Raw genomic sequence first — 15,562 nt, 5'->3', positions numbered from 1 at the left:
GATGCAAGGTTCAACGAAGGAACGGCCAGCGTTGCTTCCGCTCTCCTTACGGACACTGGACAGGGCACGCGCCTCCCTCGAACGCGGGCTTATGATGTGCCGGCTCGAGAGTCATGCTGGGGTGGATGTGAACTGTGCGGGCGGGGGCTGGTAGTGCTCGATAGTCTTGCCGGGGAAGACGGGACTGCAATGGCAACAGTAAAGAGTCAGATTCAGGCAGTTGCACCTCCATTTCTGAGAACATCCAAGAAGTGGCGGGCAACCGGAGGCTGATGTCGAAGAACGTCGTCAAGCAGCTGCGCGACCTGAACGAAGGTGATCGATCGAGTCCACACAAAGTTGGGCTCCACCACTTACGATCACGACGCGATCAAGACCGCCTCGCTTCAGGAGCGAGGTTAGAAATTCCGGCGAGTCCACACGCTCAGGGGCTGTCCTGATGGCATCGCCTGTTGTTGTCGATGGACGTCTTGACCGCGAGAAACTCCTCGAACTGCTCGCTATCGGTGCTGAACATGACGAGCTCGATTTCAAGTCGACGCTCGACCTGAAAGTCGCAAAGCACCGTCTCGGGTTTGTCCTGGACATCGTCGCCATGATGAATGCCGCGGGAGGGTTCATTGTGCTCGGCGCGCACGACAACGGCAAGCCGGCCCACGACCAGCCGCCACTTGACCCCACCCAATTCGACTCGGCCGCGCTGGGAGCGCTCGTGGCGCGGCACATTGCAGCTCAACCGCGTGTCACGTCCCAAGTGCACGAGGTCGACGAACGCGCGCTCGTTCTTGTCCACGTCGCACCTTCCCTCTCTGGGCTGCCGGTCATCATCAGCAAGGTCGGGGAGTACGACTCCCAGGACGGCAAGACTAGGAAGACGGTGTTCCAGCAAGGGGTGATCTATACCCGCGAAGGGACGAGAAACGTTGCCGCGTCGGATGTGCACTGGGATGCACTGCTCAGTCGATATCGTGTCAAGCTGGCCGCCGATGCGCGAGAGGGCGCGGACATGCTCATACGTCGCTTTGTGGAAAGCCTCGGGCCAGCTTCTCCGGGAGCGCCAGCCCTTCCACCGCTCCTGCTAGAGATGGATCCAGAGTCGTTCGTCGAAGCTTTGCGGCAACATATCGACGCGGGCAGTGACACCACCGTCCACCGGTTTCTTCGCGAGGCGCGACGTGCTGCTAATTATCAACCGGACGCGGACCCGTTCGAACGTGACGCCACCCTCGACAAGCTCGCTCTCGCTGGCATCGAGGCGATGCGCACCGGGCGGCGGGAGCTATTCGAGGCAGTGATCGCGGCACTCCACCGCGTCTACGAATCAGGTGGTCCCGTTAACGAATACTCGACGACCATCCTGAGCGTCTTCGAAGTTCCAATTGCCGAGCACTGGCGAAACGTGCTCGTCCGCGTATGGCTCATCGGGGCTGCCGCTGAGCGCGAAAGAGACTGGACCTCGCTCGCGAGCCTCGCGCGCCGCCCTGTGGATCTTGGTAGCGGCGAGCAGTACCCTTCCTGGCTTCGACACGGTATTGTCTTCGCGTCGCGCGCGCGTCTCTTTGCCGACGAGAACCACGGTGGCGCGCTGATCTTGTCGATGGCGCGCGACTACGCAACCGAGGTTGAGACGCTCGCGGACGACGTTCTGCTCCGCGATGCAATCGACCCCGGCGATGAATTGCTGGATTCACTCGCGCGGTTCGACATCCTCTGGTGCCTGGTGATGGCTGTCGGCGCTGACGACGACCTGTCCTATCGCCTCTACCCGAGTGCTGCAGCCCTGAATCAGGAACGTGCGAACGTTGCCCTTCGAATGGTGGCGACGAAGCCAGAGATTCGGCAGCAGCTCGTGCCCAGAAGCACCGACGAAGAATGGGCCGTTGCACTTCGCAGCGTGCTCGAACTGGCTGTCACCCAGTCACGGAATCATGGAACCTTCTGGCGTGGCGTCAACGGAGTCCGCGAACTCCACGCCTTCCTGAATGCCAATCCCGGCAGCGCCTAGGGCCGGCTTGAGACGACCCCGTCAGCGAGGTAGCCATGGGCCTTCCACCAAATATCGTCCTCACCTGCGAGCCCCGAAAAACCAGTGGCGTGTACGGGCCTTCGTCACGAGCGGCGGAAAGCCTCTGCGCTGCCACCGCCTTGCTGGACGATCAGGCGCACGGGACAGTCTTCGAAATGCTCGATGAGGACTACTAGTCGATGCGGGGCGCCTCGCTGAACCGCCTCCTGCGCAAGCCGAGCAAGGCAAGGAAGCTGAGCAACGTTCCGATCCGCGCCGACTCATTTGTGTTCCTGATCGCATGGAACCGTGGCGCGCCGACGATGTGACCGACCAGCTATTAGGGGCGGCGGTCCGGTCGAACAGCACCCGCCTTCAGGTCAATCCCATGTCGGGAGCGCATCTTGTCCCAAAACTGTTCCGACTCGACGTTGATGCTCTCCGCCGTCCAACGAGTCCTTTCGGGGTGCATGGCTTGCAGCTTCATGATCATCGCTGAACCCCATCCGTGCCCTTCGGACTTGATGTCTTCTATGAAAATCTCGTCTGACTCTCCAAGCAAGTACCAGAGGCGGCCCGCGATTCCTGCTGGCGGGCGGAGCTCCCACACGGACGCATCATGCGAGGCACCTGCTTCGGTCACGCGGATGTGTCGCGGGTGGGCGGAGACAAGAGGCGGCTGTCGGTCGCTCATGCGTGAAAGCCTCTCATTCCGGCCGGTGATTGCGGGCGCGAGATGAGCCGAGGGCTAGACAACGCGCAGGGGCTCGGCGCGGTGATTTATCCGTTCTTGCAGCAGAACATCTTGAACTATCGCGCCTTCATGGTCGCGAAGTTCAAGAAGGATCTGGCGGATTCCATGACCTGGCAGCTGTTGCCCCTCGGGGCGACCGCTCCTGCCGACGCTGTCCAGTTCATGAAGGTCGACAAGAATGCCGCCATGGTCGCCGAGGTAGAAGAGTTTATAAATCAGCTCCGGCATCTCATGGACGACGCGCAGGCTTCGGGCGGCGATATGGCGCGTGTGGCCACGGTGTACGACATCCATATGCAGTCGCAGAAGAAGCTCAGCAGCGCGGATTTGGTGGTTGCTGTCTCCCCAACGGCGGATGGACAAATCGCGATTCGCAAGACCGATCCCAACCAGACTCACCCGTTCAGTGCGACGAAGCTGCTTGAGAAGGTCAACGAGAAGCGCACGGGTCGCAAGTTGACTAGCCGCGATCACCAGGCGCTGTGCTGGCGGGATCAACTGCGAGAGAACCCGAAATACGCATGGAAGCACAGCATCGGTGCGTCCCACTCGTGGTCTGGAGAGGCCGTCGCCTACATGGTCTCGCTGAGCGACGACCTCTACGACAACGCCCGAGCGGGCTATCGAGAAAGCCTTCGAGGCACCAAAGCGTGAATGGCGCGAATCGTCGCAGTTCCGAGGGGGTGCTCGGTGGACGGGCCGCAGGTGACTCTGACTCCCGGCCTCCACTGGGCGATGCAGGTGTTGGGTTTGCTGACGCGCTTGTGATCCGGCACGCATCGAGGCGCGCTCTCGGCCCGGATATGCACGTCCTCGACTTTGTTCGCATACTGCGGCGGCTGGAGTCGCACCTTCCGATCTCTGACGTCTACGAGCGGGACCGGCCCCAGCTCACGGGCGTCTGGTGGTCGAGTCAGAAGGAGCACATGATCCGCTGGTTCAGCGACCAGGAGGGCCGCGGATCCGGTGCGTTCACCCGTACGGAGCCCAATACCAGCGCGCGCACCACCTACAACCGGCTGCAGTGCCCGGCGGCGTTCGTGTGGATGGCGGAGGCGCTGGGGGAGGACCCCGCCCTCGTGCAAGCGGCGGCTGATGCCGCCCGGCACGAACCAAGCGCCCGGAGGCGGTCCGGGCTGCTGCGCCGGCATCTCCCATGGGAGCGGATCGCGCAGCTGGCCGGGCAGGCGCGCTAGCCGTACCGGGACATGCGGGGCGTTATCGGTGAGAGCCGCTACCACCCGGCTTCGAAGCTCGACTGACCTCATTCCTCAACGGTGGCGAGCGGCTCTAACTCTTCGAGGTCGTCCTGTGGCGCGTTGTCGACCAGTACCGCATCGATGGCGTCTTCAGCTCTGTGCCCGGCTTTCGTTAGTTCCAAGCTTCCGAGGTGGCTCTGTAGCCGCTTGGACATGGGTAAGAAGGTCGCAAGGGTAAGACCTCCCGAGAACACGGCCCCAACGACCGGAACGATCTTGGCAACGCCGCCAGCAAAAAGCTGCTTCGTCATGCGGATACCAAGGTAAGCCGCGACCTTCTTGACCACGGGATAGACAGCACCCTTGGTGAGAGCTTGCTGCGGCAGCTTCTTCAGCACCTGCCCGGCGATCATGGTCGACACTTTCGCCACCCCAGCTTGGGCCAGCTGAACCCCGAACATCACCCCTACAAAGAGAGTAAGAATGCCCTCGGTCGCGTCGTCGAGTTCGTCGCCATCGTCCATGAACAAGTCGGGCCAGCTGTAGATGTAGGCGAGTTTCTGGGCCACACGGAGTACATGGCCGAAGTACTGGACGAGGTCCGCCGGTACAGTGCCGATCATCGCCAAGCCGCCGGGTATCCCGGCAGCGGTGGAGAGCGCGGTGGCCTTTGCCGTTTCGTACTTGATGGAGTCGTTCGCCACCGCTGTAATGACTTCGAATGGGATGCCAGCGGCCGCTGGGGTCTCGGCGACCGCCCTCTCGATCTGTTCTTCCGAGCAGTGCCGCTTCAGAGCGGCTCGGAGATACGCTGCCCTGTTGATCCGTACACCAGGCATCCTTGCCGCTGCGTCCAGCGCCTGGGTGAACTTTGATCCAGGGTGTTCAATCTCTTTGTCTTCGGCCATAGGGCAAAGCGTATCGTCGGGCCCCGACCTCGGTGTATCCCAGGTATCGGATTTCCGCTTCGGCCGATGTGGGAAAGTCCCGACTTCTCTGCGATCGGGGCTTGAATCGACAGTCGACCGCGGAACGTTCCTCTTTCGTGCGCCTTCCCACCGTTTCTTGAATCAGAGCATCATCCAAATTGGTACCCCATCGCCTAGCTCGCCTCGGAGTTCGGACCCTAAGGGGAGATCTAGATGTTCCTTAGCGGGAAGAGGTTCGAATCATTCTCGATGAACGTCGTTACCTTGCGATAGTTTGCACTTGGGTGAGGAAGGGGCATCGATGCGAATCACTCCGGAGGAGGCAGAGATGGCCATCAGGGCCGTCGGAGCTGAGCCGAAAGTGCCTTACCCCGGCCGAAAGAATCTCCCTTGGCCATCTGTCCACGTGGCTTGCGGCCGAGACATCTCTCCGCGACTATCCAATGTGCGCGGCGACCGAGGTGTTTGCCGACATTGCGCCGGATTTGAACGCGGCGCAACCCGCCGGGCCAAACTTGCCGACGCTGCTGTGGCCGAGATGCGAGCCGCGGGTTGGGAGCCGCTGGCACCGTACCCAGGCACAGCTGCCAGGTGGCTCGCGAGGCACTTAGCATGCGGGGTTGAAGGTGAGACCACCCTCAACGGGGTGCGACGTCCGGGACGTTACGGGTGTGAAACGTGTTGGAGAAAGTCGGAAGGGCACCGGACCTGGAACTCCGAGAGTGCCCATGCATTCATGAAGTCGCGTGGACTCACACCCCTGGAGGCGTGGCCCGGAGGCTCGTCCCAGCCATGGCTGGCCCGTCACGACGCATGCGGGCGCGAAGTAGCTCCCAGACTTGGCAACCTTGCCGCCGGGCAGGGCCCTTGCAAGCACTGTGGTCATGAAGCCGGGCACCGCAAGATGATGCTCGACGAAGTGGACGCAAAGTCCATGATGCAGCGAGCGGGCCTTGAACCGATTTCGCCGTTTCCCGGAGTGGATCGACCGTGGCTCTGCATTCACGTCGAGTGTGGCGGGCAGACATCACCCACCTACACCAACATAAAGCGAGGTCAGGGAGGATGCTCACCGTGTGGCGACCGCGTTCTCTCGAACCTATTTAGGATGCCGGAGCAAGAGGCACGCGAGTTGATGCGAGAGCAGGGGCTCGAACCGTTGGAACCATACGTGAACTCAAGCACCCCATGGCGATGCCGACACACTTGTGGAAAGGAAGTCCGCCCTCGCTTGAGCACGGCCTCCAGAGGGTTGGGCATCTGCCGGTACTGCAATAGCTCATTCCCGTTTGATGGGCCCGCTGAGGTCTACATGGTTGCAGACCTAAACGCACTCAAGATTGGGATTGCAAGCCCGACTGGGGCGCGGATCTCCAAGCACACAGCACTCGGGTGGCGACTCAAGTGGAGAGTCCGCGTCCCCACCGGGGATGACGCATACGCGCTAGAACAGAGCGTCATCAGGTGGTGGAGGGAAACTCTTGCCGCCGCCCCGATGTACTCGAGAGCTGACATGCCGCAATGGGGAAGCACTGAGACGGTCAGTTGGGATGCCTCCAGCCCAGCCGACGTTCTTGAATATGTCATCCAATTAGCGCGAGCACTAGGTTTGGAGCACACGCCGATACCCTCGGAGGACATCCATACCCGACCTCAGAGACCAGCGACGAATCGCACGACAAGTCGCAGACGAAGAGCGCGCGGGACTCCGTCCGACCTAACGCTCTTCTAATCTGGCGATATGACATAACGTGTCACCTGGTAGGCGCGAGACGGGTGCCAGCCTTCAGCTGATCGAGAATCTGAACGACACGTTCGATGAAGGCGTCGGCGATCTTCTCGTCGCTGGCAGTCCACGCGAGCCCGAGCGCTTCGATCGTGGAGTCCTTGTAGGTGAGTCCACGCCGGTCATAGACATAGATCACCGGGCGGGAAGGGTCGGCTGAGAACTTGAGTTCGATGGACCAATCTGCTGCTGGAAAGTGGTAAGCGTTCCACGTTTCTTCTCGGATACCGCCGTGCGCTTCCCATCCTGTCTCTAGGCCAAGCGCTTCAAGACGATCGGCGATCAGAGGCTCGATCCGTTTCCTTCGATCGCGAATCAGACGGCCGATACTGCTGCGCGCTTCCTCGAATGCGGTGATCGCGAGTCTGTGTTCTTCGAGGATGCCCCGCCACTCGTCTAGTCGCTGGGCTTCGTCTTCAAGGTCTGTCATTTCTTTCTCTCCGTGTCGGGCTTCGATGAACTGCTGTAGAAGGTCGAGGCTTCGCCGCTGGTCCAGGTCTCCGGGACTCATCAGGATTTCGACCAACGCTGGTGCGCGCTTTATCTCGGCGCTCAACTCGGCATATGTGACAGCTCTGGACAGGTAGTTCCCTTGGGCTGGGTCGAGGTGAACCCGCGCCTCGGGGGCAAGCACCGCGACTACAACGGTGTCGAAGCCGTCGTTCCGGGCGTACTCCGCGTACTTCCTCAGCGGGTTATTTAGCACGTGGCCGACTTTGTTTTCCAGAACGAGCGCTATCCCCAGATCCGGGTTCGTTGCGTAGACGTCGATGAAATCGACCTGTGTGGCGATCTCCCAAGCGTCAGAGCCTTCCGCGTCCTTTGCGATCAGCCTTTTGCCGCCGTGGCCGTCGGGTCCAATTTCCGGTGCCCCGTCCAATAGGCGAAGTAGTGCGTCCATAACGAGGGGCCCGAGGCCATGGCGTTCTGTCGGGTCAAGGAAGAACTGCAGTGTCATATCGACACGGGTCTCCCGCCACCCCTCACGAAGGATGTCGTACACATTCACCGGCCGTTGGGCGGTCCGTGCTGGCGACAACGAAACCTCAAGGAACGACAAGTCGAGCGTCATGACGCCCACCGTAATGGAGGTTCATAGGGCGGTGTCTTCGTCGGCGCCCTTCGTTGTGGAATAGTCGAAGGCGATGAATAGGGGGCTGCGTGACCCACGACCAGTGGATCTACGAGCGGGCGGCCGACGGTTCCGCGCGATTCGTGTTGGGAACGGTCGGGCTGAACCCCTTGGTGTGCTTCGGGATCAATCCGAGCACCGCTGTCCCGAACGCTCCGGATCGCACTATCGCGCGCGTAAGCAGGTTTGCCGCCGACAACGGATTCGACAGCTGGACGATGTTGAACATCTAGCCGGATCGCCACGGACCCAAAGACCTCGATACCGCCCATCGCCAACATCTGAAGGCTGAGAACGAGCGCCAGATAGCCGGGATCGTCGCTGGACGCCCACTGACTCTCTTGGCTGCCTGGGGCGGGCTCATTGCATCTAGACGCTATCTGCCGTCACTGCTGAGAGACATCGTGAAGCTGACATCGGTCGCGGGTTGCGACTGGGTATCGCTTGGCGACTCGACCAAAGACGGCCACCCTCGCCACCCCTTGTATGTGCGGGCAGATACCCCGCTTCAACCCTTTAGCGTGGAACTCTATCTACAAGCAAGCAGCCGGATTTGAGCATTCGCGCAGCAGCTTAGCTGTGCGTACCATCACGTCAGAGCCCCCGGACTCCACCATGTGCGTCAACCAGATAAACCTCTATGCCGAGTTTGATCCTGACATCAGCGCTAACGCGCTCAACGTGGGTGGCTAGCGTCTCGGGCACCACTAGGGCGAAGCGGGCGAATTCTCGTTCGGCCGTCATGCGTCGGATCAGCTGCCCGTAGCCGATGTCGATTGCTGTTCCGGCACTTTTCGTATGCCCTTTTAGCTCTGCGACGATAAGTTCGCTGTCGCGCCTGGCAATCAGGTCGACGTAATCCACGTTCTTAGTGGTCACCTCCCAGCCGTTGGCAACGAGGAAGTCGGTGAACGCCTCCTTGACTTGCTTCTCAGTAATTGCCATGCGGTAAGGGTGCCACACCGGGGAACGCATCGACACCGCACTGGGAGTGCGACGGTGATTGCGCGGAGTGGGGGCCTCCCATCAGCCAGATGCTGGACGGTCGAGGTAGTCAGCCGGCCGCGATCACCTAAGTTGGGGATTGCGAAACTTAGCTAAGGCCGTACGCTCCTGAGCTAAGACGAGTCGGAGGGCCGCGATGACCAGGTTTTGGCGCGACGGACACTGGCGCTGGGGTAAGTACGATCGGCATTGGGTGGAAGGCCATTGGGTCGATCGTGATGGCTGGTCATCGACTTGGGCTTACAGAGCAGTCGCGCCGTCGACGCAGTCCACCGCGACGATCGCGCGAACTGAAAGCTGGGTCGACCCGCACGCTCGATGCCCCGTCTGCGGCGCCGAGGTGTTCTTTTACTCGAATGAGTTCGGCAGTCGGGTCTACTTTGACGATCTCGGACCGCCTTGGCCGAAGCATCCGTGTATGGACACGTCTCCGCCTGGCTTCTCCGTGGGGGGCGATCGCGAGCGTTGGCAGAGCGGATAAGTTCAGGCATCCGGAAGCTGATCACGCTCGACGCGGCCGGCGATGGGACTCATATCCCAGGCGTGTTTGTCGTACTCGCCGTTGAGAAGCGCGGTCCGAAACGAGTCGTGGCGCTCCAGGAGATCGGTGGCGAACGGATCGAGATCCTCGTGTCGCCTCCTGCTCCGCCGGTTCATGCGGTTGCCATCTCGCGCGGGGTCGAGCTGCATTGGTTCGATCCGAGCATGGGCGCCAAGGGCAGGAACCTTGTCTGGGGGAGTAGCTAGCAGTGATCTTGTTTCGCACCGTACATCTCTGACATCTTGCCCGGTGCGATTCCAATGAGCGACGACAGCGAATAGCCTGTCGCCCCCAGTTCAGGACCGACGCCCGTCATCCTCCGGGGTCAGATGCCCCGGAGCCGTGCACCGGTCCTAGCCGTCGTTTCCTGGAACTCAGCGCTCGTAGCACACGCCGTCACCGTCGCCGTCCCGACACGAAGCCCTGAAATACCCGCTGTCGACCTTCCGCTGGTACTCGACCAACCATGCGTCCATGACGGCTTTCCTCTCGGCTTCGGCTTCGGCTTCGAGTCGTGCCTCTTCAATGGCAGCCACCACGCAACCGCCGACTGAGCCCGTTTGGAGACCAGCGGCCGAATTGCCCGCGTCGATGATGCGCAACAGGTGGCTTCGGGCGACCGGCGGTAAGTCCTCGAAGGCGGCCGGGTTCGTGAAGTAAGTAGGGCTGCTGGTAGTCGTCATGTCGAACTGGTTCGCGAACACTCCGGGAACGTCCGGGATCCAGGATCCGAGCCGCACGAGCTGTTCGTTCGTCGAGTCGGCGACCGGATCCTCCGGGTTCAGGTGCGCTACGGGGTGGACGAACCCGCCCTCGTTCCAGTATCCGCTGGTGAGCGCCGTCGCGATGACCGGTGTCCCAATCGGCAGGACCCTGTTCCGGTCTTCGACAGCGACGCTCGTATCGACGTCGCCCTCGCACACCGCGTCGAACGGTTCGATGAACACCATCAGGACAGGGGTGTCGTCGATCATGACGTTCGCCACCCGGTGATCTTCTGGGTCTTCGGTCTCGAACCCGGTGACCATGCCGAAGTACTTCGTGACGCCGTCCCACGACGCGGGGTGCCGTTCGGGGATCTGGTCAGCTTCCGGAGCGGACGGCGGGACGACGCGGACCCCCACGCTCCCCGCGGCCGACGAACCCGGCGGGTCCTCCTGGCCGATGACCACCCAATCATCTTCGACGTCGGAGTCGTCGACCCGGTCACCGTCGATGTCACGTAGCCTGAGCTCGCTGTCCACACTTCTCGCCAGACCCTGCGCCTCGCGGACGGTCAACCCAAGGTAGTCGAGCGCAAGGTCGTACGAATGCTTGTCCTCCACCTCTTCGGCCGTCATCGTTAGGATCTCGCCGGGTCGTTCGTCTCGGCGTAGCACACGCAGCTCCACCTCTTCGTCTGCGTCTGCCGCGGTGCCGGCGGCTGGCTCCTGACCTACTACCGTCCACTGCACTGAGTGCTCCGGCTCCCGGCCGGCGGCCGAAGCGTCTACACCCGAGGACTGGAGCCCTAGGAGCCCGAGCAGCGTGCGTGCATGGGAGAGACTCATGCCTTCGACATCCGGCACAACCTCAACGCTCGCGTCTGACACCGGAATAGTTGGCTCGACCGGCACAAAAGGCTGCTGCAGCATGGTGCAACCGGATAGAGAAAGGACGACAACGATACCCGCGCCGAACACCAGAGGACGATTCACCTATCTGAGACTACGCAGCTTCGACGGAAAAAGAGGAAAAACCGAAGGGGTGCGGAGGAAAACGCATTTCGGGCCTGGGAAAGGTCCATGTATTTCCGGGCCAGTACGAGTTCTTAGAACAGCCCACCAGACAAACACCAGACAACAACAACAACACAACACCAAAGGGTCTAGGCACTGTTGAAAGAACAGCCGCAATACGAAACGCTCCGGTGGATTTCCCGGAGCGTTTCGTTGTTTGGTCGCGGCGGATCGTCATCTGGGTGGCCGGACGTTTGGGTGGCGCTAGTGATTACTGCGACCACGATGCTGATCGTAGGGAGCCAGCGGCTCACTGCCTGTTGATGTCAATCTCGCGCACGTGTATGCGAACAAGGTCTTCGATCAGGCGGCTGGGCAAGGTGTTGTCCAGCGTGAATTGGATCGCGTGTTCGGTGGTCTTGTAGTGCGTGAGTTGGTCCTTCATCTCCTCGATCGCCCATGACGAGGGGTAGAAGCTCATGTGCTTCTTGGATGCGGTGAAATACACCAGCGCCCGACCCTTGTACTTGAGGGTCGGCATCCCGTAACTCATGGTCTCTTCGGTGTCCGGCGCGAGTTGTGTTACGAGCGCGCGGATCCGTTCAAGTTCTGCTCGGTACGCGGGCTCGAGCGCGTTGAGATATTCTTCGACGCTCTTCACCTTTTCACCCATCACACGAGCTTATTGCTGGCCACCGTCCCGCTTTGGTCGGTACGACGTCGCGTAGTGCTCGCCCTGGCGATTGCCGACGCTCTTGACCGGCAGCGCTGCGGATGTCGAGGGAGGGATGCGGCGGCATCCCTCCCTCGGTCGATGTCAGGCCGTCGCCTTCGACTCGACTAGCGAGGGAGCGACCACTCGGGCGCGAGCGGAACCCACGCCGAGCAGCGCGAGGCCGACACCGGCGACGACCTCGGCGATGCCGGGGTGTGCCCAGTCGGGGCTGATGAACGCGAGCGTGATCACAAGCAGGAACGCTGGCAAGACACCCAAGAGCACGCGCCCGCCGATGCCGAGCGGGTTTCTGCGAATGAGGGAGAGGCCCAGAGCGGCCGAGAAGAGGAATATGCCGATGAACGCCGGGCTGCCGACCCACGTGGAAACCTCGAGCATGAACCCAGACCCGACGGGGATGCCCCCGAGCTGCGCGATCGGCTGCAGCACGAGGAAGGGTACGGCGAGCGCCGCGCATACGACGATGAGCGCGATGCGCATCACTCGTGCGAAACGATTCGCTACGGCGAACCGTGCTCGCTCCTTCAGCAGCACGACGATCAGCGCCGCGTAAGCGACGCCGTGGACCAGATTGATGACCAGCAGCATGTAGACGGCGTTTCCTGTAGCCGGATCCTCCAGCGGGATGATCGACCCGCCTGTGGTCCCCTTGACCACGGTGTCGGTCATGGCGATCGCACCGAGTGCGAGATTCGAGATGAGTGCCACGACGTGATACCAGGAAATACGCATGATGACCTCCGATTCGTCAGCCCCTGCGGGGCTGTGTGAGGCCACGGTACGAACGGTCGACGGCCTGCCGCCTCGCCCACACGGCACCATTCGATCTGACCGGCGGAAGGAGCGCGGGTCATCCTTTTGGACGAGGACGTCGGACCTCGCCTCATGGCATGCTGAGCGCATGCTCGTCCGCCGCGTCGTCGCCGTTGTCGTGCTCATTGCGCTCGTGGCAGCCGCTGTCGCGGTGGGCTGGCCGGGTGGTGTTCTGGATGCCGCCTTCCTGGGTATCGTCGCGGCGCTGCTGTGGCTCGTGGGTGTGGTCATCGCGCGCTCGATGTCGCAGGCGCGCGTGGCCCGACGGTCAGCGCAGACTTCGCTCGAACTGGACGACGACGAGATCATCGCTCGCGCGGTCGCCGAAGAGCGCACGCGCCTGTCGAGCGACATCGACCGGCAGCTGCGGGTATCGCTCGCCCAGATCGAGAATCTGGCCGCAGGGTCTGAGAACGACCCGCACGCCGACCTCGGTGCTGCGGCACGTGCGGTGCACCGGGCGAGCCGCGAGGCGACGGCGGAACTGCGCCGTCAGCTGGGTCTGCTGCGCGACGTGGTGCACCCAGCTGACACGGCGGACGCCTCTCGCGCTCGCCGTGGAGGTCTGGCAGGGTCCGACCTTCTGATCGCGGCGGCCACGATCGCCCTCGCGGTGGGCGAAGGGCTCGCCTACATCGGACACCTTGAGCCCTACGCGGGGTGGGCTTCGGCGCTCACCACAGCGCTGGCGGCATCGACCGTCGTGTGGTGGCGTCTCGCTCCGGTTGCCGGTGCTCTCACCGCGGGCGCCGTGTGGCTGGCGTCAGCGTTCGTCGGGTTGCCGGTGTTCGGGGGCGTTTGGGTGTTCGCGGGCTTCGGACTCCTCGCGTACGGAGCGGCGACGCGAGCCAGGGCAGTGACCGCGATCGTGACATTGGCTGCGTTTTGCGCTTTGGTCGGCGTGGCGACCACGATCGTCGAACCCCTCAACGTGTGGGCCAACCTGCTGACGATCTCGCTGGCGGCTCTGACCGGTCTCGTTGTCCGTCTCGGGCGCGCGGGGATGGCGTCGGCGCGCCGCGCCGAGGCCGAACGCATCGAGGCCGTGCGTCCCGCAATCGATGCAGCGCTCGCAGCGGAACGTGGCGACTTCGCCCGTGAGCTGCACGACACCGTGTCGCACGCCGTCGGGGTGATCGCCGTGCAGGCCGCCGCCGCTGAAGTATCCTGGCCCGCCCACCCCGAACGTGCACGTTCAGCACTCGCCATCGCGCACCACACGGCTGTCGAAGCCCTCGACGAGCTCGGCCGGACCGAGGCGGCGACACAGGTCGGCATGGGATCGGATGCCGCTGCGGGGCTGTCGCCGGAACCGTCCGCCACCGCATTGATAGAGCGATTCAGACTGGCCGGACTGGACGTGTCTTTCGATGCGGACGAGGTGCCGACACCCCTTCAACCGCTAGTCGTGCGTGTCGTGCAGGAGGGACTCACCAACGTTCTGCGTCACTCGGAGGCGAGTTCGGCATCCGTTGAGATCATCAGAGCAGGTGAGGCGCTGCGTGTCATCATCACGGATTCCGGACGCCCACTCGATGCCGCTCACGTGCCCGGATACGGGCTTGTTGGGTTGCGAGAGCGCGTCGAGCTCGCGGGCGGGAGCTTCTCCGCCCAGCCGGGCGTCACCGGCGGATTCCGGGTTGAAGCTGCCCTCCCGCTGGAGAGGATGCTGGCGTGAGCGTTCGCGTGCTCATAGTGGACGACAACGCCCTCCTGCGTGCGGGTCTCGCGACTGTGCTCGCCAGCGACCCGGGCATCCAAGTCGTAGGCGAAGCGGCCAGTGGCCCCGAGAGTGTTCACCGCTGTGATAAACTCCAGCCCGACATCGTGCTGATGGATGTCGAGATGCCTGGCGGTGGGGGGATCAGCGCGACGCGAGAGCTGCGGGCGCGCCATCCCGGCATCCGTGTGCTGATCCTCACGATGTTCGATGTCGACGATTATGTGGCCGAGGCGTTGCGTGCGGGCGCGGCGGGGTTCCTGCTGAAGACCACTGAGCCGCACGCTCTCCTGCGTGCGGTGAAGGACTGTGCTCTCGGCGAGACGACTCTCAGCCCTCGCGTGCTCGAGCAGCTGATCGACAGCTTCGTCGCACGACCCGAAGTGCCCGCTCCACCCCGCGGGTACGACGCGCTTACCGAGCGCGAGCGCGAGGTCTTCCGCTCGCTGGCAGACGGGCGCTCGAATGCCGAGATCGCTGCGCACCTTCACCTCGCGGAGACGACCGTGAAGACCCATGTCGCTCAGGTGCTCCTCAAGCTCGGGGTGCGCGATCGTGTGCAGGCCGCGGTGCTCGCTCATCGCGCGGGTCTTGTCGGCCCCATGGGGTGACAGTGACGGCAACATCTCCTGTACAACCGCGCGTCCAGGAGGGAGGAAAAGGCGTTCTGGGTGGGGAAGTGCCGATTCCTAGCGGCACAAGCCTCGGGCTGCCTATCCTTGCGTTGAGGGTCCTGGGGGTGCCGATGAGTGACGAACGCGGTCGACAGCAGTGACTACAGTCCACTCTGTTTCGAGACGCTCAGCGTCTTGGTGGGGCTGTGTGTTGATTGGTGCGGCAATGCTGACCGGGTGCGCTTCGTCACCTCAGCAGCCGGGGGTCGGTGTGTGGGAGTTGTCAAATGTCGATGAGATCAGCGCGGAGTCCACGACCCTGCACCTCGGCGTCGTACGACTGGAGTGTTCTGGCGGCAAGACCGGCACCGTCCTCGATCCCGAGGTGACCTATGAGAAGGACCGCATCGTGATCCGGACCGACGTGGAACCCCTGCAGGAGGGCGCATACACCTGCCTGGGCAATGACACGGTGCCACTCACGGTCGAGCTTTCAGAACCGGTTGGGCAAAGAGAGCTCGTCGATGCCGCGTGCTTGCAGGGGAGAGCGGTCACAACAACTTTCTGTACTGACCACGGCGTGCGCTGGAGTCCGCAGCAGGAAGAGTAG

The 15,562-nt window shown here is 62.6% G+C and carries 13 protein-coding genes and 1 pseudogene; 7 read left to right on the top strand and 7 right to left on the bottom strand.

Annotated features, from left to right (window positions below; all coding sequences use genetic code 11):
* Positions 1 to 439: 439 nt before the first annotated feature.
* From IRG63_RS11290 to IRG63_RS11280, 3 genes are all read left to right on the top strand, one after another.
* Positions 440 to 2,005 carry a helix-turn-helix domain-containing protein gene (locus tag IRG63_RS11290; RefSeq protein ID WP_193510174.1) on the top strand — a complete coding sequence of 522 codons (1,566 nt, stop codon included), beginning with the start codon at positions 440 to 442 and terminating at the stop codon, positions 2,003 to 2,005.
* Positions 2,006 to 2,741: 736 nt separating this feature from the next.
* On the top strand, positions 2,742 to 3,413 hold the full coding sequence (locus tag IRG63_RS11285) for a DUF3644 domain-containing protein (RefSeq protein WP_227412051.1): 672 nt from the start codon (positions 2,742 to 2,744) through the stop codon (positions 3,411 to 3,413).
* A 110-nt stretch (positions 3,414 to 3,523) separates the two neighbouring features.
* Positions 3,524 to 3,955, top strand: coding sequence for a hypothetical protein (locus tag IRG63_RS11280; protein ID WP_193510173.1), 432 nt, complete (start codon positions 3,524 to 3,526; stop codon positions 3,953 to 3,955).
* A 68-nt stretch (positions 3,956 to 4,023) separates the two neighbouring features.
* On the opposite strand, the gene IRG63_RS11275 is transcribed toward IRG63_RS11280, so the two are convergent.
* Complete coding sequence (locus IRG63_RS11275; protein WP_193510172.1) at positions 4,024 to 4,866, bottom strand: hypothetical protein; 843 nt, start codon at positions 4,864 to 4,866, stop codon at positions 4,024 to 4,026.
* A 1,775-nt stretch (positions 4,867 to 6,641) separates the two neighbouring features.
* Positions 6,642 to 7,745: a PD-(D/E)XK nuclease family protein gene (locus IRG63_RS11270; RefSeq protein ID WP_193510171.1), complete on the bottom strand. Its 1,104-nt coding sequence runs from the start codon at positions 7,743 to 7,745 to the stop codon at positions 6,642 to 6,644.
* A gap of 89 nt (positions 7,746 to 7,834) precedes the next feature.
* On the opposite strand from IRG63_RS11270, the pseudogene IRG63_RS13825 reads away from it, so the two are divergent.
* A pseudogene (locus IRG63_RS13825) lies at positions 7,835 to 8,362 on the top strand (DUF1643 domain-containing protein).
* A 37-nt stretch (positions 8,363 to 8,399) separates the two neighbouring features.
* On the opposite strand, the gene IRG63_RS11255 reads toward IRG63_RS13825, so the two are convergent.
* From IRG63_RS11255 to IRG63_RS11235, 5 genes are all read right to left on the bottom strand, one after another.
* Positions 8,400 to 8,750, bottom strand: a complete 351-nt coding sequence (locus IRG63_RS11255) for a hypothetical protein (protein ID WP_193510169.1) — start codon at positions 8,748 to 8,750, stop codon at positions 8,400 to 8,402.
* A gap of 543 nt (positions 8,751 to 9,293) precedes the next feature.
* On the bottom strand, positions 9,294 to 9,500 hold the full coding sequence (locus tag IRG63_RS11250) for a hypothetical protein (protein ID WP_193510168.1): 207 nt from the start codon (positions 9,498 to 9,500) through the stop codon (positions 9,294 to 9,296).
* Between the two features lie 225 nt (positions 9,501 to 9,725).
* Positions 9,726 to 10,919: a PASTA domain-containing protein gene (locus IRG63_RS11245; RefSeq protein WP_193510167.1), complete on the bottom strand. Its 1,194-nt coding sequence runs from the start codon at positions 10,917 to 10,919 to the stop codon at positions 9,726 to 9,728.
* 460 nt (positions 10,920 to 11,379) lie between these two features.
* The gene (locus IRG63_RS11240; RefSeq protein ID WP_193510166.1) at positions 11,380 to 11,742 is read right to left on the bottom strand and encodes an iron chaperone; all 363 of its coding nucleotides are present in this window, start codon (positions 11,740 to 11,742) and stop codon (positions 11,380 to 11,382) included.
* A gap of 144 nt (positions 11,743 to 11,886) precedes the next feature.
* On the bottom strand, positions 11,887 to 12,537 hold the full coding sequence (locus IRG63_RS11235) for a hypothetical protein (protein ID WP_193510165.1): 651 nt from the start codon (positions 12,535 to 12,537) through the stop codon (positions 11,887 to 11,889).
* Between the two features lie 169 nt (positions 12,538 to 12,706).
* On the opposite strand from IRG63_RS11235, the gene IRG63_RS11230 reads away from it, so the two are divergent.
* From IRG63_RS11230 to IRG63_RS11220, 3 genes are all read left to right on the top strand, one after another.
* Positions 12,707 to 14,296, top strand: coding sequence for a histidine kinase (locus IRG63_RS11230; RefSeq protein WP_193510164.1), 1,590 nt, complete (start codon positions 12,707 to 12,709; stop codon positions 14,294 to 14,296).
* Entirely contained in the window at positions 14,293 to 14,949 is a 657-nt protein-coding gene (locus IRG63_RS11225) for a response regulator transcription factor (RefSeq protein ID WP_193510163.1), read from the top strand. The genes IRG63_RS11230 and IRG63_RS11225 overlap by 4 nt, the downstream gene beginning before the upstream one ends.
* A 211-nt stretch (positions 14,950 to 15,160) precedes the next feature.
* Complete coding sequence (locus IRG63_RS11220) at positions 15,161 to 15,562, top strand: hypothetical protein (RefSeq protein ID WP_193510162.1); 402 nt, start codon at positions 15,161 to 15,163, stop codon at positions 15,560 to 15,562.

This window comes from Cryobacterium sp. BB736, assembly GCF_014980265.1.
In the GTDB taxonomy this organism is placed as follows: Bacteria; Actinomycetota; Actinomycetes; order Actinomycetales; family Microbacteriaceae; genus Terrimesophilobacter.
The sequence above is the reverse complement of the archived record's forward strand: the minus strand, read 5'-3'. Positions and strand labels throughout refer to the sequence as shown.

What these genes read in the sequence shown, in the direction of transcription:
- IRG63_RS11290 (WP_193510174.1), top strand. Translation starts at nt 440, where the DNA reads ATGGCATCGCCTGTTGTTGTCGATGGACGTCTTGACCGCGAGAAACTC.
- IRG63_RS11285 (WP_227412051.1), top strand. Translation starts at nt 2,742, where the DNA reads ATGAGCCGAGGGCTAGACAACGCGCAGGGGCTCGGCGCGGTGATTTAT.
- IRG63_RS11275 (WP_193510172.1), bottom strand. Translation starts at nt 4,866, where the DNA reads ATGGCCGAAGACAAAGAGATTGAACACCCTGGATCAAAGTTCACCCAG.
- IRG63_RS11270 (WP_193510171.1), bottom strand. Translation starts at nt 7,745, where the DNA reads ATGACGCTCGACTTGTCGTTCCTTGAGGTTTCGTTGTCGCCAGCACGG.
- IRG63_RS11255 (WP_193510169.1), bottom strand. Translation starts at nt 8,750, where the DNA reads ATGGCAATTACTGAGAAGCAAGTCAAGGAGGCGTTCACCGACTTCCTC.
- IRG63_RS11250 (WP_193510168.1), bottom strand. Translation starts at nt 9,500, where the DNA reads ATGCAGCTCGACCCCGCGCGAGATGGCAACCGCATGAACCGGCGGAGC.
- IRG63_RS11240 (WP_193510166.1), bottom strand. Translation starts at nt 11,742, where the DNA reads ATGGGTGAAAAGGTGAAGAGCGTCGAAGAATATCTCAACGCGCTCGAG.
- IRG63_RS11235 (WP_193510165.1), bottom strand. Translation starts at nt 12,537, where the DNA reads ATGCGTATTTCCTGGTATCACGTCGTGGCACTCATCTCGAATCTCGCA.
- IRG63_RS11230 (WP_193510164.1), top strand. Translation starts at nt 12,707, where the DNA reads ATGCTCGTCCGCCGCGTCGTCGCCGTTGTCGTGCTCATTGCGCTCGTG.